Source organism: Nocardioides sp. Root190 (genome assembly GCF_001428565.1).
Taxonomy (GTDB): domain Bacteria; phylum Actinomycetota; class Actinomycetes; order Propionibacteriales; family Nocardioidaceae; genus Nocardioides.
Genome location: NZ_LMIA01000010.1, coordinates 484,886 through 509,532, shown reverse-complemented (window position 1 = coordinate 509,532; position 24,647 = coordinate 484,886). Strand labels below are relative to the sequence as shown.

The following is a 24,647-nucleotide window of genomic DNA, read 5'->3' as shown; positions in this document are numbered from 1 at the left end:
CCTCGGGGACCTCTGTGAACACGAACCCGAGACAGGGGATCCCTGATGACACTGCATCGCAGGTCACTCCGCTCCCGGCTCCGTCACCGCTCCCGGCGCCTGGTCGCCCACTCCTTCGCGGCCTTCGTCGCGACGGCAGTGGCGCTTCCGCTCGCCGGAGCGCTGGCGCAGCCCGCTGCGGCAGCCGAGGACGACGCCACGCTGCGCGTCCTTCTCTTCTACAAGGACAACTTCCACGCCTCGCACGTCCAGGCCCGGATCGCTGTGAAGGAGCTCGCGGCCAACGTCGCGACCGAGTACGACCAGACCCTCGAGGTCCAGGAGACCCAGGACCCGGCAGCCTTCACGGCCGCCAACCTGGCGACCACGGACGCCGTGGTGTTCGCCCAGACCGGCGGCGTGCTGTTCAACACCGCACAGCGCCAGGCGCTCGAGGACTACATCCGCGGTGGCGGTGGCTACATGGGCCTCCACTACGCCGGTTGGTCCGTGGGCCAGAGCGAGCACGACGTGAACCCGTTCTACGCCCGCCTCGTCGGCGCCATGTCGGAGGGCCACCCGGAGAACCCGGCCGTGCGCCCCGGCAAGGTCGTCGTCAACGACGCCACGCACCCGCTCGCCGCGGGTCTGCCGGCCGAGTTCACCCGCAGCGACGAGTGGTACGACTGGACCGTCAACCCCGCGCCCAATGTGCGCACGATCCTGTCGGCCGACGAGTCGTCGTACGGCGGCGGACGCCAGGGCACCAACCACCCGATCACCTGGTGCCAGACGATCGACGCCGGTCGCTCCTGGTACACCGGCATGGGTCACGAGGGCACGGCGTACTCCGAGGCCCCGATCCGCACGCAGCTGCGCAACGGCCTGGCCTACGCCTCCGGCCTGCTCCCGGCCGACTGCTCGCCGCCGCCGAAGGACGAGAACGGTGCGTGGAGCGGCGTGACGCCGTGGCCGCTGATGCCGATCAACATGTCCCTCACCGCCGACGGCAAGGTGCAGTCCTTCGGCAGCGTCTCGAGCGGGTGCACCGACACCACCCCGTTCGACTGGACCGGCAACAGCTGCATCACGCAGGGCGGCCAGACCGAGTTCGACGTGTGGGACCCCTCCGTGGAGCGGACCCTGCAGAACTACCGCGACGGCCTCTCCCCGAACTCGACCTACACCGACCTCTTCTGCTCGATGCAGGTGCAGAACCCGCACCGCAAGTCGGTCATGACGGTCGGCGGTGACGACTCGCTCGGTGGCAACGCCCCGAACGACGCCGCCATCGGTGTCACCAACTACAGCACCGGCACGGGCCTCACCGACGAGGCGCCGATGAACATCCCGCGCTGGTACCCCACCGGAACGACGATGCCCAACGGCGAGATCGTCGTCCAGGGCGGCAGCCTGCGCGGCGGCCCCGGCGGTCCCGGTGTGCTGACCCCCGAGGTCTACCGGCCCGACGAGGGCTCCGGCTGGAAGCTGCTCACCGGCGCGACCAGCGGCGCGGCGTACGGCGACGGCGGCGCGGACCACGCAGGTGCCGACGAGAACCGCTGGTGGTACCCGCGGGCCTTCGTCGCCCCCGGCAGCGGCAACCTGTTCAACATCAGCGGCACGCAGATGTTCGAGCTGGACCCGAGCGGTGACGGCGAGCTGACCCTGCGGGGCACCCTGCCCGGCGGCGTCGCCAACCAGGGTGGCCTCGGCAACCCGGTCGGCGCGACCTCGACGGCCGCGATGTACCGGCCCGGCAAGATCCTGCAGGTCGGTGGCGGCTGGTGGTCCAACGGTGGCGGACCTGCCGGCGCGCGCGCCGGCTTCACGGTCGACATCACCGGTGGCACGGCCAACCCGGTCGTCCAGGCGACCTCGCCGATGAAGTACCAGCGGCACTGGCCGACGGCCACGATCCTGCCCGACGGCGACGTCCTCGTCACCGGCGGCAGCCGCGAGAACAACGGCGACGGTGGCTACGTCACCACCGCCGAGGTCTGGGACCCCGACACCGACACCTGGACCGCCGTGGAGGCGCCTTACGAGCACGCACGGCTCTACCACTCTTCCGCGCTGCTCCTGCCGGACGGCCGGATCATGATCGGTGGCGGCGGCGCCCCCGGTCCGCGCAACTACACCGACGTCGAGTACTACTCCCCGTCGTACCTGTACGACGGCGCGCAGCTCGCCGAGCGGCCGGTGCTCACCAACGCCCCGAAGAAGCTCGGCTACGACGGCACCTTCGGCGCCAACGTGTCCGGCGCGGTCTCCCGGGTCACGCTGGTCCGCAACGGCTCGGTGACGCACGGGTTCAACAACGACCAGAACTTCCAGGACCTGGAGTTCACCCAGTCCGGTGGTGCGCTGTCGATCACGGCGCCCGAGGACGGCACGTATGCACCTCCGGGGTCGTACATGCTCTTCGTCTTCGACGCCGACGGCACCCCGTCGGTCGCGAAGATCGTGGACATCGACCCCTCGGTCAAGATGGACCAGCGCACGCCCAAGGTGGTCGACCAGTTCGAGTACCCGAAGCTGCCGACGGAGTGGCGCTCGGCCAACCCGCCGACCGTCATCGACGTGACCACCGGCAACGGCCGGATGGCTCCGTGGGCCATCGAGAACCCGGTCCAGCTGATCCGGGGCACGGCTCCCAGCCAGGGTGGCCTCGGCCTGACCGGCTACCAGCTCGCCCTCGGCAACGCCGGCAGCCTCGAGCGCAAGCTCACCGGGCTCGATCCGGGGCGCGAGTACCGCGTCTCCCTGCGCTACGCACGGGACAGTCGATCGGCGGCCGGTGACGGACCCGCGAACGCCTCGCTCCGGGTCGGTGACCTCGACGCGACGATCACGGCGGGGACCGACACGCCCTCGCAGGGCAACCGGGTCACCTACAAGACCTGGGTCGAGACCTTCACCGCGTCCGCGCGGACCGAGACCCTCACCCTCGCCGGTTCCGGCAGTGGTGGCGGCCTCATGGTCGACGACCTGGTCCTGATCGGCACCGACCCCGGTGTCGACGAGGCCCCGGTCCACTACGAGTTCTCCGAGGGAACGGGGACCTCGGCGGCCAACACCGGCTCGGACGCGACGATCGGCGCAGCGACGCTGACGGGCGATGCGGGCTGGACCGAGGACGGCGTCTTCGGCAAGGGGGTGGACCTGCCCGGCGGCACCAACGCCAACGCGGTGGACCTGCCCGACAACCTGCTCCAGGGCGAGGACGCCTTCACGACGTCCTTCTGGGTCCGTCCGGACGCCAAGGCCAACTGGATCGGCATGTTCCACATCGGTGACGGTCTCGAGGGGGCAGGCAGCTTCTTCCAGATCCAGATGCAGACGCAGGCCTCCGGTGGCACCGGCCTCGCGGCGACGTTCAAGGCCAAGGGAAGCCCGACGCAGGAGCGCGTCTACGCCAACCCGGTCAAGGACGTGGCGGCAGGCAAGTGGAACCACGTCGTGTTCACCCGCGACGGCGGCACCGGAACGCTCTACCTCGACGGCCAGCAGATCGCACAGCGCGCCGACCTGACGATCGACATGACCGATGTCGGTCCGACGTCCAACAACTGGCTGGGCCGCAACGGGTTCCCGGACCCCGCGCTCGACGCCCGGATGGACGACGTACGCCTCTACACCGCGGCGCTCTCGGGCGACGACGTGTCGGCGTTGTACGACGAGGGGGCGGCCCTGCGCACGACCACCACGGTCACCGTGGAGCCCGAGTCCCCGTCGCCGTTCGCGGCGCCGGTCACGGTCTCCGCATCGGTCCAGGACGAGGCCGCCGCCGACGCCGAGGGCTCTGCCGAGCTCTGGGTCGACGGCAAGCGGGTCGGCGACCAGGTGGCGCTCGCTGCCGGCGACGCGTCCTTCCCCGAGCTCACGCTCAGCCCCGGCGAGCACGAGATCGAGGTGCGCTTCGTCGCAGCCGACGGGTGGCGGGACTCCCGCGCGACGGTGAGCCACACCGTCGAGCGTCCGCCGCCGGGCGAGGGAACGCCGATCCACTACACGCTCGACGAGGGCACGGGGACGACGGCCGCCAACAGCGGTCTCGACTCCTCGGTCGGCGCTGCGCAGCTGCAGGGCCAGACCGGATGGACGGCGAACGGCAAGTACGGCGCCGGCGTCAACCTCCCGGGCGGTGGCTCCGGAACGGGCAGCCACGTCAAGCTGCCCGACAACATCCAGGCCGGCATGGAGGAGGAGTTCTCCGTCTCGGTGTGGGCACGGCCCGACGCCCTGCCCAACTGGGTGCCGCTCCTCCAGATCGGCAGCAGCACGGACACGTTCTTCCTGCTGCAGTCCTCCACGCAGGCCAACGGCCCCACCGGGTTCGCGGCCACGTTCAAGGCCCCGGGCGTCGCTGCCCAGGAACGTCTCACCCTCGGTGGTGGCAACGACCTGCCTCTGAACGAGTGGACGCACGTGGTGTTCACGATGAGCGGCTCCACCGGGAAGCTCTACTTCGACGGCCAGCTGGTCGGGACCCGCAACGACTTCACCCTCGGTATCGGTGACGTCGGGGTCAACGGCCAGACGACCGCGAACTTCCTCGGCGGCACCAGCTGGCCCGACCCGAGGTTCGACGGACTGGTCGACGACTTCCGGATGTTCGGCTACGAGCTCACGGCCGAGCAGGTCACCGACCTCAACGAGAACCCGTTCCCCAATGCCGCTCCGGTGGGCAACGCGGACGAGTACTCGGTCGGCGAGGGCGAGGAGCTCACGGTGGCAGCACCGGGAGTCCTTGCCAACGACACCGACGCGGACGGCGACGACCTGACGACCACGGGGGTGACCCAGCCGGAGCACGGTGAGGTCGACCTCGCGGCGAACGGCTCGTTCACCTACGCACCCGACGCCGGCTTCTCCGGCACCGACACCTTCACCTACCGGGCGACCGACGGCTCGTCGGAGTCGGCGCCGGTGACGGTGAGCATCACGGTGGAGGAGGATCCGGACCCGACGGCCACCACGGTCAAGGGATCGGCTCCGGCGTTCGTCTACGGCAAGCGCGGCACCATCACTGCCACGCTCACCCCGTCGACGGCGACCGGCAAGGTCGAGGCGAGGTACGGCTCCAAGCTGCTGACCACGGGAACGATCGCGAACGGCAGGGCGACGTTGTCGCTGCCGCTCCGCTCGCTGCTCCCCGGCACGCGCACGGTCACCCTCCGCTACCTCGGCGACGGCACCCATGCGGCGTCGACGTCGACGCTCAAGGTGTCGGTCCGCAAGGCAGTGCCCGTCGTACGCCTCGCGGTGCCGACGACGATCAAGCGCGGAACCGTGCGCAGCATCGTCGTGGCCGTCGTACCCCCGTCCGGGGTCGCGGTCAGCGGGATCGTCCGGGTGGCCTTCAACGGCAAGGTCGTGAGCGGGCGCGTCAACAGCGCCGGCAAGGTCACGATCCGCCTGCCGAAGGCGACGCGGGTCGGCAAGCAGAAGGTGCGCGTCGTCTACGCCGGCAGCACCCTCCTGGCCGGCGCCGTCAAGGAGGCGTGGGCCCGCAGGCTTGTCCTGCGGGCCCACGCCGTCGTCTCGCTCGAGGTGGCCCCGTCCGTGCGGCGGAAGTCATGCGAAGTGGTCGTCCGGGCAGCCAGTTCGTATGACGTTCCGCGGGTGGGCGATCCGCTTCCCGGGGAAGTCATGCGAAGTGGTCGTCCGGGTAGCCAGTTCGCATGACATCCCCCGCGGGGGCATCCCTCCCGGCCCCGCCGGACGAACGACAACCACGAACGCCCCGGTCCGTGAGGACCGGGGCGTTCGACGTGGGGGAGCGGGTCGGTCAGGAGCCGTCCGCCAGGGCGGCGACGACGCCCGCGCGGCTGTCGTCCTCGCTGGCCAGCACGCCGCCGTTGGCGACGATGTCCGGGGTGATCTCGCTGAAGACCATCCGGACGTCCTGGCGACGGGCGCCGAGGATGTCGACGGCCTGGTCGGCCACGGCGGCCGCGAACGCGCGGCGCTGCTCGATGGTGCGGCCGGCCAGGAGCTCGACGGTGATGTTGGGCATGACGGTCCTCTCGGTGGGCCGTCCACGGTGACGACCTTGGTTCGATATGTTGAACCAGTCTAGGGCGCTTGCGGGGCGAAGGCCAGCGATTGTTCATGTCCTTGACACTGGTTCAGCCTGCTGATTCAGTGAGCGGGTGAAACGACGGCTGCTGGCGCTTCTCCTGGCCGCCATCGCTCTCCTGCTGGCCGTGCCCTCCCCGGCACAGGCGCACGCCACCCTGGTCAGCTCCGACCCCGCCCAGGGTGCCGTCCTCACCGAGGCCCCGGACTCGCTCCGGTTCACCTTCAGCGAGCACGTCTCGCTGGTCCCCGACGGCGTCCGGATCTTCGACGCGGAGGGCGAGGAGCTCGACGCCGATCCGACCGCCCGCGGATCCGAGCTCGAGGTGGACCTGGGCGACGACCTCGGCACCGGCACCCTCGTCGTGGTGTGGCGCGTCGTGTCCGAGGACGGCCACCCGATCAGCGGATCTCTCGCGTTCAGCATCGGTGCGCCGAGTGCGCAGGTCGTGGCGCCACCGGTCACCGGGGACGAGTCCACCGGACCGCCCTGGTTGCTCAGCGTCGCCGCATGGGCCGGCTACGTCGCGCTGCTGCTCAGCACCGGCCTGGTCGCCTTCGTGGTGCTCTTCCTGCCCGGCCACCACCTCGCGGACCGGGCCCGCGCCCGCCTCGTGCGGGCCGCGCGCGTCGGCGCCGTCACTGCCGCGATCGCCTGGCTGCTCGGGATCCCGCTCACCGCCGTCTACCAGATCGGCTCCGGCGTCGGCGCGCTCGCCAAGGGCTCGACCTGGGCGGCACTCGACCCGCTGGAGTACGTCGTCACGGCCACCGTCGTCCTCGGTGTCAGCCTGGCAGTCGTGCTGCTCGGGAGAGGACTGATCGACCGCCCACGCCGGGTCGTCGCCCTCGTGGCCTGCGGGGTCGCTGCCTGCGCGCCCGCCCTCACCGGCCACACCCGGGCCGCGACACCGGAGGTGCTCGCGGTCGGCGCCGACATGCTCCACCTGGTGGCGGGCAGCGTGTGGCTGGGCGGTCTGGTGGCACTGGTGCTCGTGCTGCCGGACCTCGGCGGTCGCCGTACCCTCGCGGCGGAGGTGCTGGCCCGCTTCTCCGTCGTGGCCGCCGGCGTCCTGGTCGCGCTGGTGATCACCGGTGCCTTCCTCGCCTGGCGGGTCGCGGGCTCGTGGAGCGTGCTCTTCGAGACCGGCTACGGCCGTCTGCTGCTCGTGAAGATCCTCGCCGCACTGATCGCGGTCCTGATCGCCGCGTGGAACCGTTTCGCCCTGGTGCCCCGGCTGCAGGACGCCTCTCGCCGTCGCGAGCGCCGCGACAGCGCCCACCTCCTCGTCCGCACCACCGCGGCCGAGGCGGGCGTCCTGGTCGCGGTCCTGCTGGTCACCGGCTTCCTCGTCGACCGCAGTCCCGAGCCGGCCCCCGCGTCCGCCGTCAGCTCCGTGCCCGCGGAGCCGGAGGTCCGTACGGCGCTGCTCGGCGGACTCACGGTCCGCGGCACCATCGCCCCGCCCCGCACGGGACCGAGCACCGTCACCGTGGAGATCGTCGACGCCACCGGCGCCCCCACCGAGGGCTTCGAGGCCCCGCGCCTACGTCTGTCCAGCGGCGAGGTCGACCTCGGCGCCCTGCCCGCGACCTCCGCCGGCCCCGGCATCTACTCCGCCTCCGTGGTCCTGCCCGCCGCGGGTACGTGGCAGCTGCAGGTGTCGCTGAAGATCAGTGAGTTCGAGAACCCCGTCGCCGTCATCGAGTTCGACGTCTCGTCGTAGGTCGATCGAGTGGCCCGAGCCCCGTCGTTGATCGAGTAGCCCGAGCCCCTGGGCGAGGGCGTATCGAGATCCGGGGCCACGGTGCAACGAGTCGCACGTACCGACGACCCGCCGGGTCTCGCTACGCGCGTCGCGACCTCGTTCCTCGCTCGCGGCGCTACTTGACCTCCCGGGCTGATCTGTGCCCGTCTCGTTCCTCGACGCCCACAGGCCGGGTCTCGCTACGCGCGTCGCGACCTCGTTCCTCGCTCGCGGCGCTACTCGACCTCCCGGGCTGATCTGTGCCCGTCTCGTTCCTCGACGCGCACAGGCCCGTGACATGCAGGTGGCACCCGAGTCAACGTATGTCTCGGGTGCCACCGCTGACACGTGAACCTCGGCTACCAGGCGTGCAAGGTCAACAACTGCCCCGGAAGTGTTCCGAGTGCAAGCGCCCAATTAGGAAGGGTAGATCGCCGCGTGGGTACTGGGGATCACGTGTTGTCTGTGGAGTTCTTGAGGTCCTTTGTACGCCTCTCGCGGGCCACCTTCAAGGGTTGTCTTTTCGGCGGATGCGGGGAACGCTGGGTGGTTGTGGCCGACCGCTCGGCCCGGCTCGAACCGGTGAAGTCGGGCAGTGAGGATCAGGCGGTGAGGGAGCGTTTCTTCGCGCCGATCCACACGGCGGCTCCGACCGCCACCGCACCACCCACGGCGAGCGCCGCGAGCGTCGGCTTCGGCGGCGGCAGGTGCAGGCGCGACTGCAGCTCGACGGGACGGTTGAACACCAGTACCGGCCAGCCGCGGGAGGCGGCGACCTTGCGCAGCTCCTTGTCGGGGTTGACCGCGTGCGGGAACCCGACGGCCTCGAGCATCGGTACGTCGGTCACCGAGTCGGAGTAGCCGTAGCAGTGCTCGAGGTCGTAGCCCTCGACCTCCGCGAGCTCGCGGATCGCGGTGGCCTTCTCCTCGGCGTAGGCGTAGTAGTCGATCTCGCCGGTGTAGCGGCCGTCCTCGACCTTGAGCCGCGTCGCGACGACCTTGTCGGCGCCGAGGAGTGCGCCGATGGGCTCGACCACCTCGCTGCCTGAGGTGGACACGATGACGACGTCGCGGCCGGCGGCGTGGTGTGCGGCGATCAGGCGCACGGCCTCGTCGTACACGAGCGGGTCGACGACGTTGTGCAGGGTCTCGGCGACGATCTCGCGGACGGTGGCGACGTCCCAGCCCGCGCAGAGCTGCGACATGAACTGACGCATCTTCTCGACCTGGTCGTGGTCGGCGCCGCCGACCATGAACACGAACTGGGCGTACGCCGAGCGCAGGACCGCCCGGCGCGAGATGAGCCCGCCGGCCTGGAAGGGCTTGCTGAACGCGAGCACGCTCGACTTGGCGATGATCGTCTTGTCGAGATCGAAGAACGCCGCGGTGGGCGCTGTGCGTGGTCGGGCCAGCTGGGCCATGGGGTCATCGTAGGTCTCACCTGTCTCCACGGAGGCCACCCGGTCTCCACAACCCGGCGTGGCGTCGCGGTTGTCCACCGGCGGGAACCGGCCGGGCATGGTGGTGCCCGAACGCGGCGACATCTTCTCCATGACCCCCACCACACCCCTGAGGTCCGCCGGGTCCCGGCCGACCGATGCTCCCGCCGTCCCCGTCCTGGTGGTGAGCGACGACGAGATGTTGCTCGCCGCCCTCCTGCGTCTGGCTGCCGCCGCCGACGTGACGCCCGTCGTCGCGCGCGACCCGATCACCGCGCTGCGCACGTGGTCCCGCGCCCCGGTCGTCCTCGTCGGTGCGGATCTCGCGCCGGCACTGGCCGACGTCGCTCCCGGCTCCCGGCCGCGCACCTTCGTCGTCGCCCACGGCCGTGCGCCGGACGAGCTGTTCCGCACCACCCTGCGGCTCGGGGCCGAGCAGGTCGTCGAGCTGCCCGGCTCCGACGGTTGGCTGGTCGAGCAACTGGCGGACCTGACCGAGCGGCTCCCCGGCCGGGCGCGGGTGATCGGCGTGATCGGCGGCACCGGTGGCGCCGGCGCCACCACGCTCGCCTGCGCGCTGGGCCAGTGGGCGGCGCGTGGTGCTCCTGCCGCGGTGATCGACTGCGATCCGCAGGGCCCGGGCCTGGACCGGATCCTCGGCGTCGAGCGCAACGAGGGCTTCCGCTGGGACGCCCTCTGTCAGACGTCCGGCCGGCTCTCGGCGCGAGCGCTGCGCGAGGCGCTGCCCCGGCAGGGAGAGCTCGGCGTCCTGTCCTGGTACGTCGACGGGCGGGTCCAGACCCTGCAGGCGTTCGCCGCCCGCGAGGCGCTGTCCGCCGCCCGCCGCGGACACGGGGTGGTCGTGGTCGACCTGCCGCGTTCGCCCGACCCGCTGGTCGACGAGATCGCGGCCCGCTGCGACGACCTGCTCGTCGTCACCCTCGCGAGCGTCGTGGGGGTGGCGGGGGCGGCGCGGATGCGCGCCCGGTTCGCGGACCATGCGGGCGCGGCGGTCGTGCTGCGCGGGGAGGCCTTCGGTGCCGAGGAGGTCCAGCGGGCCGTGCGCCTCCCGGTGCGGGTCCAGATGCGCGACCAGCGCGGACTGGACGAGGCGATCGACCTGGGCCTGGGTCCGCTGCGCTCCTCGCGCGGGCCGCTCGCCCGGGCGGTGGCCCGGATCCTGGGCGACGACGCCCCGGACGGCGCTCCCGGTGGTGACCTCGCCGCGACCGACGCCCGCGGGCTCGCCGCATGAGCGCGCCGGTCCGGGACGGCGACGAGGTCGCCGGACTGGTCGAGGAGGTCCGGCAGCGACTGGCGGCCTCGCCGGGTGCCCTCACGCCCCACCGCGTCGCCGAGGCGCTGCGCTCCGCCGGCCGCCCGGTCGGCGATGCGACCGTGCTCGACGTCCACGAGGCGTTGCGTCGGGAGGTGGTCGGCGCGGGGCCGCTCGAGCCGCTGGTCCGGATGGCCGGCGTGACCGACGTACTCGTCAACGGACCGGGGCCGGTGCGGATCGATCGCGGCCGTGGCCTGGAGGAGAGCGGGGTGGTGATGGCCTCGGAGGAGGCCTGTCGACGGCTCGCGCAACGTCTGGTGGCCAGCGGCGGTCGCCGCATCGACGAGGCCGCGCCCTTTGCGGACGTCCGGCTTCCCGACGGCACCCGCTGCCATGCAGTCCTCGCCCCGCTCGCCCGCCCCGGCACGGCGATCTCGCTGCGGGTTCCCCGTGCGGGCGGCTTCACGCTCGACGACCTCCGGGCCGCCGGAGCCGTGACCAGTGAGGGGTGCGAGGTCCTGCGGAGGATCCTCGCGGTCCGCCTGGCGTTCCTGGTGAGCGGCGGCACTGGCACCGGCAAGACGACCCTGCTGGCGGCCCTGCTGGCCGAGGTCGACCCGCGTGAACGGATCGTGGTCGTCGAGGACGCCGCCGAGCTCCGCCCCGAGCACCCGCAGGTCGTCGGGCTGGAAGCGCGCCCGGCCAACCTGGAGGGGGTGGGCGCCGTCGTGCTCCGCGACCTGGTGCGCCAGGCCCTGCGGATGCGGCCGGACCGGCTCGTGGTCGGTGAGGTCCGCGACGGGGCGGTCGTCGACCTGATGGCCGCCATGAACACCGGCCACGAGGGCGGTGCGGGCACGCTGCACGCCAACTCGGCGCTCGACGTGCCCGCCCGGGTCGAGGCCCTGGCCCTCAGCGCCGGACTGGGCCGGGCGGCGGCGCACAGCCAGCTCGCCTCGGCCCTCGACGTCGTCCTCCACCTGACCCGCGACCGCGGGACCGGACGACGCCGGCTCGCCGAGCTCGCCGTCCTGGAGCGGGATCGGGACGGTTGGGTGCACACCGTTCCCGCCGCCACCTTCTCTGCCGACGGGACGTTCGCGACCGGTCCGGGGGCCGAACGGCTGCGCGAGCTCCTCGACCCGCGCCCGTCGCGATGAGCGCGCTCCTGCTCGCCGTGGGGTGCGCGGCGACGGTGGCTGCGCTGGCGACGCCGGCCGGGGCCGGGATCCGGACCGTCCCCGGGATCCCGTGGCGCACTGCGGGCGTGGTGGGGACGGCAACCGTCCTCGGCACGCTCGTCCTGGCCTCGCGCTCGACCGCGGTCCTGGCGGTGGTGAGCGCACTGCTCGTGCTCGGTGGCGGCCGACTCGTCCGACGGGCCCGGGCGACCCGACGTGCCGACGTGACCCGGGCCCGCGTGATCGAGCTGTGCGACGTGCTCTGCGCGGAGCTCGCGGCGGGCCAGAGCGCGAGCGGGGCGCTGGAACGCGCCGCCGCCGACTGGGAGGTCGTGGCTCCGGTGGCGCGCGCCGCGTCGTCGGGCGGCGACGTCATCGGCGGGCTGAGGGCGCTCGCCGGGGAGCCGGGTGCGGCCGCGTTGAGGCTCGTCGCCGCGGCCTGGCAGGTGTCGCAGCGCACCGGTCACGGCCTGGCCACGACGCTGGCTCGGGTCGCCGAGGACCTCCGGGCCGCCGAGCAGACCCGCCGCGTGGTCGCCGGCGAGCTCGCCTCGGCCCGGGCCACCGCCCGGCTGCTCGCCGCGCTGCCCCTCGTCGCGTTGGCGATGGCGTCGGGATCCGGCGCCTCTCCCTGGCCCTTCCTGCTCGGGCATCCGGTCGGACTCGCCTGCCTCGGTGGGGGTCTCGGGCTGGGCTACGCCGGCCTGAGTTGGGTCGAGGCGCTGGCCCGCGACGTCGACCGGCTGACCTGATGGGCACTCTCGCTGTCCTCCTCCTGGCCGCCGGGGTCGCGCTGATGGCCCGGCCGGTGCTCACTGCGGGGCCGGGCCCCTCGCCCGGATCGGAGGCCGACGGGTTGCGTGAGCCGGCCGACGGATGGCTCCGACGCGGACGGTGGTGGTGGTCCCTGCTCGCTGGCGCCGGGGCGGGCGCTCTGGTCGGCGGTCCGCTCGCCCTCCCCGCAGGCCTGGCGTCCGCCATCGGGATCGCCGTCCTGGCCGGGCGTCTGGAACCGGGCGCGGTGCGTCAGCGACGCGAGGAGGTCCGACGCGACCTCCCGCACGTGGTGACCCTCCTCGCGGCGGCGCTCCAGTCCGGCGCCGGCACCCCGGACGCCGTCGACCTCGTCTGCCGCGCCCTGCCCGGAGCGGCGGCGGACCGGTTGGTGCCGGTCTCCGCACGGTTGCGGCTGGGCGGCGACCCGGCCCAGATATGGGGCGCGCTCGGTGCCGATCCGGGGCTCGCGCCCCTCGGTCGTACCCTCGCCCGCTCGCACCGGACGGGTTCACCCGTCGTGGCGGCCGTCGAGGGGCTCGCCGACGAGCTCGCGCGTCGGGGTCGGGCCGAGGTCGAGGACCGTGCCCGCGCGGTCGGTGTCCGCGCCGCCGTACCCCTCGGACTGTGCCTGCTGCCGTCGTTCCTGCTGCTGGGCATCGTCCCGCTGGCCGTCTCCCTGGCCTCGCAGGTCACCTCGTCGGCAGGTTGAGGGGCCCGGACCTGTGGATCGTTCGCGGGTCCACAGGGGCCTTCGGTGACCGTGGCCCGGGACCTGTCGTGGAACGCAGGCTGCTCCTGTCGGCCGCATCGGGTGGCCGCGACGAGGAGGAGTTCCCATGGACCGATCAGCACAGGGTGAGCGGGGCGTCACGACGGCGGAGTACGCCGTGGCGACGGCCGCCGGCGCAGGCTTCGCCGGCCTGCTCTACAAGCTGCTCAGCGGTGGCTTCGGCGACCACCTGATCAAGACGTTCTTCAACCACGTGCTCGACCTGCTGGGTCTGCGGTGAGCAGGGCCCGGCGCTCCGGCGGGCTCTGCCAGCGGGGCGCGGTGACGGCCGAGCTCGCCCTGGCGTTGCCGACCCTGCTCGCCGTGACCGCCGGGCTCACCTGGTTCCTCGCCGTCGCCGTGGGTCAGGTCCGCACCGTCGACGCGGCACGCGAGACCGCCCGGGCGCTGGCCCGGGGTGACGACGAGGCGGCCGCCGTGGCCCTCGGGCAACGGGTCGCTCCCGAGGGCGTGCGGCTCTCGGTCGTCCGCGCGGACGGTCGGGTCGTGGTGACGGCCCGGGGACGGATGGCGGGTCCGGGCGGTCTCCTCGATGCCCTGCCCGGTGCCGAGCTCGAGGCCGAGGCTGTCGCGATCGCGGAGGAGGGGAGCAGTCCGTGAGCGCCCGCGGGGCGCGGGAGGATCGAGGAGCAGCCACCGTCCTGGCCGTCGCGATGGCCGGCGTCCTGCTGCTGGTCGGCGCCGCCGCGTCCGTGGTGGGTGCGATCGTCGTCGCCCACCGGTCCGCCCAGGCCGCGGCCGACCTCGCCGCCCTGGCGGGCGCATCGGTCGCGGCGGACGCGACCGGCGATCCGTGTGCCGCGGCGGCCACGATCGCCGGACGCAATGGCGCCGAGGTGAGGTCCTGCGCGATCACCCACGGAACGGTCGAGGTGGAGGTGGTGGTGCCCGGGCCGAGGTGGCTCGGTCAGGACCAGGACCTCAGCGCCCGGGCACGGGCCGGGCCGGGTGGTTGAGCGAGCTCAGGAGTCCTCGCGCCCCGACAGGTCCTCGCGCCGGCGCTCGAGCTCGACCTCGTCGAGCTTGTCGGACAGCTCGCCGAGCCGCTTCTGCTCCTTGCGGCGCTTCCAGCCCTGCTTCGCGCCGGCCTTCATGAACCACAGGCCGGCGATGGTGAGCAGCGTGGACGCGACACCCAGGAGGAAGATGACCTCGGGTCCGCAGTTGATGCCGAGGAACTCCGTCGTCAGCTGGTTCTTGCCCTCGACCGTGTCGTAGTCGGTCCCGAAGATGCCGGAGAGGATCCCGAGCGCGCCGAGGATGAGGAGCAACAGCCCGAAGATCACCATGAGCGGCAGGCTACCCCGCGTCGGGGCCCTCGGGTGCGGCGGCGAGGAGCGCGTCGAGCAACGCGACCGCGCCGCGCTTGTCGAGCGGGTCGTTGCCGTTGCCGCACTTGGGTGACTGGATGCAGGACGGGCAGCCCGAGGCGCACTCACAGGACGCGATGGTGGCGCGGGTGGCCCGCAGCCAGCGCTCGGCCGTGCGGAAGCCCCGCTCGGCGAACCCCGCACCGCCGGGATGACCGTCGTGGACGAAGACGGTCAGCACGCCGGTGTCGGGGTGGCGTGCGGTCGAGACGCCGCCGATGTCCCAGCGGTCGCAGGTCGCGAACAGCGGCAGCAGGCCGATCGAGCAGTGCTCGGCGGCGTGCGCGGCCCCCGGCAGGTCAGACACCTCGAGCCCGGCGTCGGCCAGCATCGTGGCGAGCACCTCGTCGGGCACCGTCCACCAGACCGCGGTGGTGGCGAGCGTGCGGGGTGGCAGGTCCAGCGGGGTCTCGTCGATGACCTCGCCGGTGCGGGCCCGGCGGCGGAGGTACGACGTCACCTGGCTGGTCACCTCGACGTGGCCGAAGGACACCCGGCACGGTCCCCAGTCGACGGACTCCGCCTCGGCGGCGATGGTGATCTCGGTGACCTCCCGGGCGGACGTGGAGTGGTCCACCTCGGTCCGGCACATGGTGGCGACGTGCTCCTCGAGGTCCAGTGACTCCACCAGCCAGGTCTCGCCGCGGTGCAGGTAGATCGCGCCGGTGTGGGCCGTCCCGTGGGCACGCCCCCCGTCGACGGTGCCGACGACCCGGCCGGTCCCGGCCTCGACGAGCGAGACCTGTTGGCCCCCCGCGGAGCGGATGTCGGCGAGGTCGGCCGCTCGCGATCGGTTGGTCCAGAACCAGCCGGTCGTGCGCCGACGCAGCAGGCCGCTCTCCACCAGCGAGGCGAGCACCTCCCGGGTGCGCGGCCCGAACAGCTCCATGTCGGCCGTCGTCACCGGCAGCTCCTGCGCCGCTGCGCACAGGTGGGGGCCGAGGACGTAGGGGTTGTCGGTGTCGAACACCGTGCCCTCGACGGGGCGACCGAGCAGCGCGTCGGGGTGGTGGACGAGGTAGGTGTCGAGTGGGTCGTCGCGGGCGATGAACATCCCGAGCGAACCGCCGCCGTCGCGACCGGCCCGGCCCACCTGCTGCCAGAACGCGGCGCGGGTGCCGGGGTAGCCGGTCACGAGCACGGCGTCGAGCCCGCTGACGTCGATGCCGAGCTCGAGCGCGTTGGTCGCGGCCATGCCGAGCAACCGGCCGCTGCGCAACGCCTCCTCGAGGGAGCGTCGCTCCTCGGGCAGGTAGCCGCCGCGGTAGGAGTCGATGCGTCCTGCCAGCGAGGGGTCCACCTCGGCGACGAGCTCGCCGGCTCGCCGGGCAACGGTCTCCACCCCGCGGCGGGACCGGACGAATGCGAGGGTCCGCACCTCCTCGACGACCAGGTCGGCGAGCAGGTCGGCGGTCTCGGCGCTCGCGGGCCGTCGTACGGGCGCTCCGTGCTCGCCGGTGTAGGGCGTCAGCGGCGGCTCCCACATGGCGACGGCGAGCTCGCCGCGGGGCGAGCCGTCCTCGGTCACCGTGACGACGTCGAGCCCGGTCATCCGCCGGGCCGTGACGTCGGGGTCGGCGACCGTCGCCGAGGCGAGGATGAAGGTCGGGCTGGCGCCGTAGGACGCGCAGATCCGCCGCAGCCGCCGCATCACCTGCGCGACGTGCGCGCCGAACACCCCGCGGTAGTGGTGGCACTCGTCGATGACGACGAACTGCAGAGACCGGAAGAACTGGGTCCACCGCTCGTGTCCCGGCAGCAGGGAGCGGTGCAGCATGTCCGGGTTGGTGAGGACGTACTCCGCGTGGTCGCGGGTCCACTCCCGCTCCTCGGTCGTGCTGTCGCCGTCGTGGGTGGACACCCGCACGTCGAGGTCCAGGGCGCGGATCGCGGCCCACTGGTCGTGCGCGAGCGCCTTGGTCGGCGCGAGGTAGAGCACGGCCGCGCCGCGCTGGCCGCGCGCGCCCCGGGCGGCGCGGATCGTGGAGAGCGTGGGCAGGAGGTAGGCCAGGGACTTGCCGGAGGCAGTGCCCGTCGAGACCACGACGTGCTCGCCGCGGTGTGCGGCCTCGGCGACCGCCACCTGGTGTGCCCAGGGCTGCTCCACCCCACGCGCGGAGTACGCCGCCAGCAGGGTCGGGTCCGACCACGCCGGCCACGCCGCGGTGACGGCCTCGCGGGCCGGGACCCGCCGGAGATGGGTCAGCCGGTCGGCTCGTCCGGGCAGCGCCGTGAGCCTCTCGAGGACCGCCACGGGGTCCCGTCGGCCGGGCGTCGGAGGCGCCGTCGTACGGGGCTGAACGGTCATGCTCCGATTGTCTCAACAGGGCCCGACCCGGGTGACGGCGAGATCCCCGTGGTGAACCTTTGGCAGCAGTCTCCGTGCGGGCTGGGGGCGGGCATGGTTTGATTGAGTCCAATCGCCAAACTGTAGGTAAGAGCTCCCGGGGTGAGGGTCGTGAATCTGACACTGTCGACGCGCGAGGTCGGTGGACGCACCGTCGTTGCCGTGGGTGGCGAGATCGACGTCTACACCGCGCCCAAATTGCGTGACACGATCACCGAGCTGGTCGCCGCTGGCACCTACCAGCTGGTCATCGACATGCAGGCTGTGGAGTTCCTCGACTCGACCGGTCTCGGCGTCCTCGTCGGCGGCCTGAAGAAGGTCCGTGCGCACGACGGCTCGCTCGAGCTCGTCTGCAATGCCGACCGGCTGCTGAAGATCTTCAAGATCACCGGCCTGGCGAAGGTATTCGTCATCCACGCCTCGGCCGAGGCCGCGCTCGCCTGATCGGTGACCGGGTCGGCGGCTGCCGACCTCTCAGCTCGACCGGTGCCCGGCCGAATCTGCTCGGTAGTTCTTCACAGGGGAAGGGGACGTCGATGGGGGTCGATGTCACAGAGTCAGCAGCATCCGGGCTGGGACAGCGTCACGCCCTCACGCGGACCGAGGTCCCCGGGAGCGTGCCGGCACTGTTCGTGCACGGCTTCGCCACCAGCCAGGAGATGTGGCGACGCCTTCTCCCGGAGCTCGCGAGCGATCGCTCCACACTCCTGATGGACCACGTCGGAGCGGGCAGCTCGGACCTCTCGGCCTACGATCCCCGGCGCTACCAGTCGCTGACCGGGTACGCCGACGACGTGGTCGCGCTGCTCGACGAGCTGGACCTCGGCCCGGTGGACGTGATCGGCCACTCCGCGGGGAGCATGATCGGCGCCCTGGTCGCCGTGCAGCGCCCCGACCTCGTCGCATCGCTCTCGATGATCGGCGGCTCGCCCCGCTACCTCGACGACGACGGCTACGTCGGCGGCTTCACCCAGGAGGCGATCGAGGACCTGATCGGTGCGATGCAGGCGAACTTCGTCGGCTGGTCACGCTCCCTGGCCCCGGTCGTGATGGCCAACCCCGATCGCCCGGAGCTCGCGGAGGAGCTGGCCGACACGTTCGCGCACACGTCGGCGTCGATCGCCATCGACTTCGCCCGCGCCATCTTCTTCTCCGACTTCCGAGAGGTCCTGCCCGCGATCGCGGTGCCGACCCTGGTGGTCCAGGCCGCCGACGACCCGATGGTGCCCGAGGCCGTGGGGCACTACCTCCACGAGTCGATCGCCGACAGCCGGCTCGAGCTGCTGCGCGCCACCGGGCACTTCCCGCACGTGAGCGGCCCCGAGGAGACGGCCTCGATCCTCTCCGACTTCCTGGCGCAGCGACCTCGACCGTGATCGGGTACGGCGGGCAGCCGGAGCCGCCTGACGAGTGGACCGTCGCGGCCGCCGCAGAGCACGCCCCGTTCGGCTACCTGTCGACGACGGCGGACGGTGTCGTGCTGGCCGTGAACCCGGCCCTGTTGGCCTGGCTCGGGCACGCTGACGGTGTCGAGATCGTCGGGCGCCCCTTCGCGACCCTGCTCAAGCCAGGTGCCCGTGTCGTCTGGCTGACCCACCACGTGCCCCGGTTGGAGCAGGGCCACGGGCTCAATGCCGTGGCCGCCGACCTGGTGCGCCGCGACGGCTCCGTCCTCCCGGTCCTGCTGACGGCGACGCTCGTGCCCTCCGAGGGCCGCCCGGGCGTGCGGATCACCGTCGTCGACGCCGCCGAGCGTCGCGCCTACGAGCAGGACCTGCTGCTGGCCCGGCTCGCAGCCGAACGCGCGGAGTGGCGGATGCGCGCCCTCCAGCAGGTCACCGAGGTCTGCGCGGGCGCCGTCGAGGAGGTCGACCTGCTCGCGGGCGTCGCGGCCGCCGTGACGGCGTGCCTGGAGGTCGGAGCGACCCGCGTGTGGCTCTCGCCCGGTGACGGCGCGCAGCTGGTGCCGGTGGACGGCCCCGACGAGGAGCGGCTCGCCGGACGCGCCGTCGCGCCGCCCGAGCGGGTGCGCGCCTCGTGGTCCCGCGGCGAGCTGGTCGTCCCCGAGTCGGTCGGGTCCGGCTCGAGCGGGTCGGCCGCGGTGCCCTTCGGCCACGGAGGGACGTTGCTCGGTGTGCTGGAGGTCGACCTGCCCGGCACCTGGCGCGGCACCCCGGTCGACCTCGAGGTCCTGGGCGTGATGTCCACCGTGCTGGGCGAGGCGCTGGTGCGGGTCCGGATGCACGCGCGGCTCGAGCGGCTGGCCCTCTTCGACGCCCTCACCGGGCTGCCCAACCGCACCCTCGTCCTGGACCGCCTGCAGCGCGCGGTGCTGCACGCCGAGCGCACCGGCCGTCCCCTCGCCCTGCTCTTCGCCGACCTCGACGGCTTCAAGGCGATCAACGACCAGCACGGCCACGGCATCGGTGATCGCGTGCTGAAGGCCGCGGCCGGGAGGCTGGAGGCCGCCGTACGAGCCGGGGACACCGTCGGCCGGCTCGGCGGTGACGAGTTCGTCGTGGTCTGCGAGGACGCCGACGAGGCGACCGCCACCGACATCGTCGCGCGCCTGCACGCCGCCCTCGCCCGCGACCTGCACTGGGACGTGCCCGGCCTGCCGGAAGGACTGCGCGTCGGCACGAGCGTGGGCGTGGCGATCGGTCGACCGCCCTTCGAGGACGATGCCGCGACCACCTTGCTGGAGGCCGGTGACGCCGCGATGTACGACGCCAAGAGGTCGCGCCGCGCAAGGGCGGGCGGCCACCCGGACAGGCCGACCGCGTTGTGACTCGCGTCACAACCTCCATGTGTTTCGCATCACACCCTGCGTAGACTCCGGGCACGAATCAGTCATGGGCCGTCTGGCCCGCACCTGAACTCTCCCAGGAGGCACCTCGCATGCCCCATCCGTTCGTTGTTGCCGACATCGAGGTGACCGGGGGCGACCTTGCCCTCGTCATCGGCGTCGCTGCCATCGCCCTCGTCTCGCTCGCCATGGGCACGGTCTTCCGATCGGAGGTTCTGCGCGCCGGCGAGGGCACCCCCGGCATGCAACGCATCGCCCAGGCCGTGCAGGAGGGAGCCAATGCCTACCTCACGCGCCAGTTCCGGACCCTCGCGGTCTTCGCAGCGATCGCGTTCTTCGTGCTGCTGGCGCTCCCCGCGCACACCGCCGCCGGCGCTGACGGACTGCAGTCGGAGTGGGCGGTACGGATCTCCCGGTCGATCTTCTTCCTCGTGGGAGCAGGGTTCTCCGGAGCGGTGGGCTACCTCGGCATGTCGCTCGCGGTGCGCGCCAACCTGCGCGTCGCCGCCGCGGCCAACGAGCAGGGTCGCGACCCCGCCATGAACATCGGCTTCCGCACGGGAGCCTTCGTCGGCATGTTCACCGTCGGCCTGGGCCTGCTCGGCGCCAGTGTCGTGGTCATCCTGTTCCAGTCCTCGGCCCCCAACGTCCTCGAGGGCTTCGGCTTCGGGGCTGCGCTCCTCGCGATGTTCATGCGGGTCGGCGGCGGCATCTTCACCAAGGCCGCGGACGTCGGTGCCGACCTGGTCGGCAAGGTCGAGCAGAACATCCCCGAGGACGACCCGCGCAACGCGGCGACGATCGCCGACAACGTGGGCGACAACGTCGGTGACTGCGCCGGCATGGCAGCCGACCTCTTCGAGTCGTACGCCGTCACGCTGGTCGCGGCGCTGATCCTGGGTTCCCAGGCCTTCGGTGACAAGGGTCTCGTGTTCCCGCTGATCGTGCCCGCCATCGGTGCGCTGTCGGCGATCGCCGGTGTCTACCTCACCAAGCCGCGGGCCGGTGAGAGCGGCCTGACGACGATCAACCGGGCCTTCTACATCTCCGCAGCGGTCGGTGCGGTGGCCAGTGCCGTGGCCGCCTTCGTCTACCTGCCCAGCGACTGGAGCGACCTCAACGGTGCGGGTGTCGGTCTCGGCGCCCTCGGTGGCGGCGAGCTCCCGGACGTCGGCCCCGCAGTCTTCGCTGCCGGTGCGGTCATCATCGGTGTGGTCCTCGCGGCCGCGATCCTCGCCCTGACGGGCTACTTCACCGGCACCGAGCACCGCCCGGTCCGCGACGTCGGCAAGACCTCGCTGACCGGTGCTGCCACGGTGATCCTGTCCGGTCTCTCCGTCGGCTTCGAGTCGGCCGTCTACACCGCCATCGTGATCGGCGCGGCCGTCTACGGTGCCGCGCTCCTCGCCGGCGGCTCGACCGCCCTCGCCCTGTTCGCGGTGGCCCTGGCCGGTTGTGGCCTGCTGACCACCGTCGGCGTGATCGTCGCGATGGACACCTTCGGTCCGGTCTCCGACAACGCCCAGGGCATCGCAGAGATGTCGGGCGACGTCAGCGAGGAGGGCGCCAAGATCCTCACCGAGCTCGACGCCGTCGGGAACACGACCAAGGCGATCACCAAGGGCATCGCGATCGCGACGGCCGTGCTGGCGGCGAGCGCGCTGTTCGCCTCCTACGTCCAGTCGGCCGTCGACTCGCTCGCCGAGATCGAGGGGCTCGGCGCAGCCGATGCCGAGACCTTCGGCCTGGCGTTCCTCGTCTTCGACGCCAAGCTGATCGTGGGCGCGCTGCTCGGCGCCGGCGTGGTGTTCCTGTTCTCCGGCCTGGCCATCAACGCGGTCGGCCGCGCGGCCGGTGCCGTGGTGATGGAGGTACGCCGCCAGTTCCGCGACATCCCCGGGATCATGGAGGGAACCGCCCGTCCGGAGTACGGCCGCGTGGTCGACATCGTCACCCGCGACTCGCTGCGTGAGCTGGCCACCCCCGGCATCCTGGCGATCCTCGCTCCGGTGGCGGTGGGCTTCGGTCTCGGTGTCGGTCCGTTGGCCGGCTTCCTGGTCGGTGCCATCGCGACGGGCACGTTGATGGCCGTCTTCCTCGCGAATGCCGGTGGTGCCTGGGACAACGCCAAGAAGCTGGTCGAGGACGGACACCACGGTGGCAAGGGATCGCCGGCCCACGAGGCGACGATCATCGGCGACACCGTGGGTGACCCGTTCAAGGACACCGCCGGACCCGCGATCAACCCGTTGCTCAAGGTGATGAACCTGGTCTCGCTGCTCATCGTCGGCGCGATCATCAGCCTCTCCTACGGCAACAGCGAGAACGACCTCGTCCGGATCCTCATCGCACTGGCAGCCGCGACGGGCATCTTCGCCGCGGTCTACATCTCCAAGCAGCGCACGTCGAGCATCGGCGACGATGCGCCCGAGCCCGTCTCGATCGACAAGGCGTAGGCAGTGCCGGGCAGGCTCGGGCTGGCCCTCACCACGCTGGCGGCGACCCTCGCGGTCGCCGCCGGCGCGACGGTGCCCGTCCCCGCCACGGCGGTGCCGGTCGCCCGGACCGCGTCGGTCGAGCGGGCCGTTGCGGCGCAGGCCGCGGCGCCGTACCTCGAACGGATCGTCTCGATCGGCAAGTCGGTGCGCGGTCGCCCGATCCACGCGCACTACCGCGGTGCGAAGGACCCGGAGCACGTCCTGGTCGTCATCGGCCAGATGCACGGCGAGGAGGACGCCGGTCGTTCGACGGCCGGCTGGATCCGGCGCAACGCCAGGCCGCTGCCGGGAACGGGCGTCTGGACGATCCTGACCATGAACCCCGACGGCGACGCCCGCAACCGCCGGGTCAACGCCCACGGCGTCGACCTCAACCGCAACTGGCCCACGAGCGGCTGGACCCGCGCCGGCCGCGGCACCCGCTACTGGGGCGGTCCGCGTCGGGCGAGCGAGCCGGAGACCCGCGCGATGATGGACTTCCTGACCACCGTGCGGCCCGACTACATCGTCTCGATCCACCAGCCCCTGAACGGGATCGGCCGCAACAACATCGACGTGGCCTGGGAGAAGCGGTTGTCGGCCAACCTGCGGCTCCCGCGCCGCTACTTCGGTGTCGGCAACCCCTCCGGCACCGTCTCGCCGACGATGACGGGTTGGTACAACGACCGGCGCGGCCACTTCGGGGTGGCCACGACCGTGGAGTACGCCGCCCGCACGAGCTCGACGTACCGCAACTCCTTCGCGGGTCGCGGGATCCTCCGGGCGGCCCGCATCTCCTGAGGCCTACCGTTGCCCTGTGCTGCCCATCGCCCTCGCCGCCCCGCTCCGCGACGCCCTCCTCGCCGCCGACTTCACCTATGACGCCGTCAGCGACCTCCTCGGGCCGGAGGCGCACCAGGCGTTGTCGCGCAACGAGACCACTCCCGGCGTACGGCGGGCGACCGATGGCGGGCCCCTCGCCACGCTGGCGCGACTCTTCCTGCTGCAGACGGCCGTTCCGGTGGCCGCGGCCGAGCAGGCCCTCCCGGGTCTGGTCGATCGGCTGGTCAACGCGGGCGTGCTGGTGCAGAGCATCGGCGAGGTGGCGGCCCGGCTGGACGTGCGGCCCTACGCCACCGAGGACGGCGACCTGTGGGTGGTCAGCGACCTCACCCCCGGCCTCAACGGCACGCCCACCGCGGTCACCGGCGACTACGTCCTCGGCATCAGCCCGGCCTCCTCGAGCCTGGCCCAACTGACCCTGCGCCACGACGTCGGGACGGCGCTCGACCTCGGCACGGGCTGCGGCGTCCAGGCACTGCACCTGGCGACCCACGCCGACCGGGTGGTCGCCACCGACGTCAACCAGCGGGCGCTCGCCCTCGCCCGGTTCAACGCCGCCCTCAACGACGTCGACGACAAGATCGAGGTCCGGGACGGCTCCTTCTTCGCACCCGTCGCGGGGGAGCGCTTCGACCTGATCGCGACGAACCCGCCGTTCGTCATCTCCCCGGCCACCGGTGAACGGCTCGTCTACCGTGACTCCGGCCTGCCCGGCGACCAGGTCGTCGAGCACATCGTCCGCACGGCTCCCGACCACCTCACCGAGGGCGGCTGGTGCCAGGTCCTGGCCAACTGGGTGATCGAGCGCGACCGCCCGTGGGACGAGCGGCTCGCCACCTGGCTCCCCGACGAGTGCGATGCACTGGTCGTGCAGCGCGAGGTGCTCGACCCGGCGTCGTACGTCGAGCTCTGGCTCAAGGACGCCGGCCACCACCCCTCCACGGGTGGCGACCCTGCGGCCTACGTCCAGCGCTACGACACCTGGCTGTCGTGGCTGGAGGAGCAGGGTGTCGGCGGGATCGGCTTCGGCTGGATCAACCTGCAGCGCACCGGCGGCAGCACCCGGGACCTGCTCGAGTGGCCCTACGACGTCGAGCAGCCCATCGGGCCCGCGATCGCCGGCTGGGCCGAGGCCGCCTCGGCGGCCCGGTCGGTCGGCCCCGGCAGCCACCTCGTGCTCCGCGAGGACGTCCTGCAGGAGACGACCGGTCCGGTCGGCGCCGAGGACCCCTCGACCATCGTGCTGCGCCAGCAGCGCGGGTTCCGCCGCGCCCGCCAGGTCGACACCGTGGCCGCTGCCGTCGTGGGTGCCTGCGACGGCGACCTGCCGCTCGGTCCGCTGGTCGACGCCGTGGGCCAGCTGCTCGAGCGCGACCCCGCCAGCCTGCGCGAGGTCTACCTCCCCGAGCTCGCCGAGCTGGTCGCGGAGGGCTTCCTGACGCTCGGTTGACGCCCCTCGTCGGTCGAGGAGGTCGTCCAGCGACCGTCTCGAGACCCCCGGCCACGGTGCCGGAACCCCACCGGCAC

Annotated in this window: 19 protein-coding genes; 15 read left to right on the top strand and 4 right to left on the bottom strand. The window is 72.5% G+C overall.

Annotated elements, in window-relative coordinates; all coding sequences use genetic code 11:
* Nucleotides 1-45: 45 nt before the first annotated feature.
* Complete coding sequence (locus tag ASE01_RS15280) at nt 46-5,670, top strand: LamG-like jellyroll fold domain-containing protein (RefSeq protein ID WP_056753733.1); 5,625 nt, start codon at nt 46-48, stop codon at nt 5,668-5,670.
* Nucleotides 5,671-5,773: 103 nt separating this feature from the next.
* Here the strand turns inward: ASE01_RS15280 and ASE01_RS15275 are convergent, their stop codons facing one another.
* Entirely contained in the window at nt 5,774-6,001 is a 228-nt protein-coding gene (locus ASE01_RS15275) for a tautomerase family protein (protein ID WP_056753731.1), read from the bottom strand.
* 136 nt (nt 6,002-6,137) lie between these two features.
* On the opposite strand from ASE01_RS15275, the gene ASE01_RS15270 reads away from it, so the two are divergent.
* Nucleotides 6,138-7,790 (top strand): copper resistance protein CopC, encoded by a 1,653-nt coding sequence (locus tag ASE01_RS15270; protein WP_056753728.1) that lies wholly within the window; start codon nt 6,138-6,140, stop codon nt 7,788-7,790.
* 623 nt (nt 7,791-8,413) lie between these two features.
* On the opposite strand, the gene ASE01_RS15265 is transcribed toward ASE01_RS15270, so the two are convergent.
* A complete protein-coding gene (locus ASE01_RS15265) occupies nt 8,414-9,232 on the bottom strand; it encodes an HAD family hydrolase (protein ID WP_056754805.1) in 819 nt (272 codons plus the stop codon).
* A gap of 70 nt (nt 9,233-9,302) precedes the next feature.
* On the opposite strand from ASE01_RS15265, the gene ssd reads away from it, so the two are divergent.
* The 7 genes from ssd to ASE01_RS15235 all read left to right on the top strand — a co-directional run bounded on the left by ssd (nt 9,303) and on the right by ASE01_RS15235 (nt 14,233).
* The gene (gene ssd / locus ASE01_RS15260; RefSeq protein ID WP_235536037.1) at nt 9,303-10,505 is read left to right on the top strand and encodes a septum site-determining protein Ssd; all 1,203 of its coding nucleotides are present in this window, start codon (nt 9,303-9,305) and stop codon (nt 10,503-10,505) included.
* Nucleotides 10,502-11,689 carry a TadA family conjugal transfer-associated ATPase gene (locus ASE01_RS15255; protein ID WP_056753725.1) on the top strand — a complete coding sequence of 396 codons (1,188 nt, stop codon included), beginning with the start codon at nt 10,502-10,504 and terminating at the stop codon, nt 11,687-11,689. Before ssd ends, ASE01_RS15255 begins: the two co-directional genes overlap by 4 nt.
* Nucleotides 11,686-12,462, top strand: a complete 777-nt coding sequence (locus ASE01_RS15250) for a hypothetical protein (protein WP_056753722.1) — start codon at nt 11,686-11,688, stop codon at nt 12,460-12,462. The genes ASE01_RS15255 and ASE01_RS15250 overlap by 4 nt, the downstream gene beginning before the upstream one ends.
* On the top strand, nt 12,462-13,196 hold the full coding sequence (locus tag ASE01_RS15245; protein ID WP_056753720.1) for a type II secretion system F family protein: 735 nt from the start codon (nt 12,462-12,464) through the stop codon (nt 13,194-13,196). The genes ASE01_RS15250 and ASE01_RS15245 overlap by 1 nt, the downstream gene beginning before the upstream one ends.
* A 127-nt stretch (nt 13,197-13,323) precedes the next feature.
* Nucleotides 13,324-13,497, top strand: coding sequence for a DUF4244 domain-containing protein (locus ASE01_RS24040; RefSeq protein ID WP_082606082.1), 174 nt, complete (start codon nt 13,324-13,326; stop codon nt 13,495-13,497).
* Entirely contained in the window at nt 13,494-13,877 is a 384-nt protein-coding gene (locus tag ASE01_RS15240; RefSeq protein ID WP_082606081.1) for a TadE family type IV pilus minor pilin, read from the top strand. The genes ASE01_RS24040 and ASE01_RS15240 overlap by 4 nt, the downstream gene beginning before the upstream one ends.
* Entirely contained in the window at nt 13,874-14,233 is a 360-nt protein-coding gene (locus ASE01_RS15235; protein WP_235536035.1) for an Rv3654c family TadE-like protein, read from the top strand. Before ASE01_RS15240 ends, ASE01_RS15235 begins: the two co-directional genes overlap by 4 nt.
* Before the next feature lie 6 nt (nt 14,234-14,239).
* Here ASE01_RS15235 and ASE01_RS15230 read toward each other — a convergent pair whose 3' ends face one another.
* Nucleotides 14,240-14,566, bottom strand: coding sequence for a hypothetical protein (locus tag ASE01_RS15230; RefSeq protein ID WP_056753717.1), 327 nt, complete (start codon nt 14,564-14,566; stop codon nt 14,240-14,242).
* A 10-nt stretch (nt 14,567-14,576) separates the two neighbouring features.
* A complete protein-coding gene (locus ASE01_RS15225) occupies nt 14,577-16,955 on the bottom strand; it encodes a DEAD/DEAH box helicase (protein WP_056753712.1) in 2,379 nt (792 codons plus the stop codon).
* 150 nt (nt 16,956-17,105) lie between these two features.
* Here ASE01_RS15225 and ASE01_RS15220 point away from each other — a divergent pair, with 150 nt between their 5' ends.
* The 6 genes from ASE01_RS15220 to ASE01_RS15195 all read left to right on the top strand — a co-directional run bounded on the left by ASE01_RS15220 (nt 17,106) and on the right by ASE01_RS15195 (nt 24,570).
* The gene (locus ASE01_RS15220) at nt 17,106-17,438 is read left to right on the top strand and encodes an STAS domain-containing protein (protein WP_056754794.1); all 333 of its coding nucleotides are present in this window, start codon (nt 17,106-17,108) and stop codon (nt 17,436-17,438) included.
* Nucleotides 17,439-17,611: 173 nt separating this feature from the next.
* Nucleotides 17,612-18,370, top strand: a complete 759-nt coding sequence (locus ASE01_RS15215; RefSeq protein WP_200958861.1) for an alpha/beta fold hydrolase — start codon at nt 17,612-17,614, stop codon at nt 18,368-18,370.
* Entirely contained in the window at nt 18,367-19,782 is a 1,416-nt protein-coding gene (locus ASE01_RS15210) for a sensor domain-containing diguanylate cyclase (RefSeq protein WP_056753708.1), read from the top strand. The genes ASE01_RS15215 and ASE01_RS15210 overlap by 4 nt, the downstream gene beginning before the upstream one ends.
* Nucleotides 19,783-19,892: 110 nt before the next feature.
* Nucleotides 19,893-22,256 carry a sodium-translocating pyrophosphatase gene (locus tag ASE01_RS15205; protein ID WP_056753707.1) on the top strand — a complete coding sequence of 788 codons (2,364 nt, stop codon included), beginning with the start codon at nt 19,893-19,895 and terminating at the stop codon, nt 22,254-22,256.
* 3 nt (nt 22,257-22,259) lie between these two features.
* The gene (locus ASE01_RS15200; RefSeq protein WP_056753704.1) at nt 22,260-23,078 is read left to right on the top strand and encodes a DUF2817 domain-containing protein; all 819 of its coding nucleotides are present in this window, start codon (nt 22,260-22,262) and stop codon (nt 23,076-23,078) included.
* A 16-nt stretch (nt 23,079-23,094) separates the two neighbouring features.
* Nucleotides 23,095-24,570 (top strand): N5-glutamine methyltransferase family protein, encoded by a 1,476-nt coding sequence (locus tag ASE01_RS15195; RefSeq protein WP_157537373.1) that lies wholly within the window; start codon nt 23,095-23,097, stop codon nt 24,568-24,570.
* Nucleotides 24,571-24,647: the final 77 nt, after the last annotated feature.

What these genes read in the sequence shown, in the direction of transcription:
- ASE01_RS15225 (WP_056753712.1), bottom strand. Translation starts at nt 16,955, where the DNA reads ATGACCGTTCAGCCCCGTACGACGGCGCCTCCGACGCCCGGCCGACGG.
- ASE01_RS24040 (WP_082606082.1), top strand. Translation starts at nt 13,324, where the DNA reads ATGGACCGATCAGCACAGGGTGAGCGGGGCGTCACGACGGCGGAGTAC.
- ASE01_RS15250 (WP_056753722.1), top strand. Translation starts at nt 11,686, where the DNA reads ATGAGCGCGCTCCTGCTCGCCGTGGGGTGCGCGGCGACGGTGGCTGCG.
- ASE01_RS15265 (WP_056754805.1), bottom strand. Translation starts at nt 9,232, where the DNA reads ATGGCCCAGCTGGCCCGACCACGCACAGCGCCCACCGCGGCGTTCTTC.
- ASE01_RS15245 (WP_056753720.1), top strand. Translation starts at nt 12,462, where the DNA reads ATGGGCACTCTCGCTGTCCTCCTCCTGGCCGCCGGGGTCGCGCTGATG.
- ASE01_RS15230 (WP_056753717.1), bottom strand. Translation starts at nt 14,566, where the DNA reads ATGGTGATCTTCGGGCTGTTGCTCCTCATCCTCGGCGCGCTCGGGATC.
- ASE01_RS15280 (WP_056753733.1), top strand. Translation starts at nt 46, where the DNA reads ATGACACTGCATCGCAGGTCACTCCGCTCCCGGCTCCGTCACCGCTCC.
- ASE01_RS15205 (WP_056753707.1), top strand. Translation starts at nt 19,893, where the DNA reads ATGCCCCATCCGTTCGTTGTTGCCGACATCGAGGTGACCGGGGGCGAC.
- ASE01_RS15275 (WP_056753731.1), bottom strand. Translation starts at nt 6,001, where the DNA reads ATGCCCAACATCACCGTCGAGCTCCTGGCCGGCCGCACCATCGAGCAG.
- ASE01_RS15255 (WP_056753725.1), top strand. Translation starts at nt 10,502, where the DNA reads ATGAGCGCGCCGGTCCGGGACGGCGACGAGGTCGCCGGACTGGTCGAG.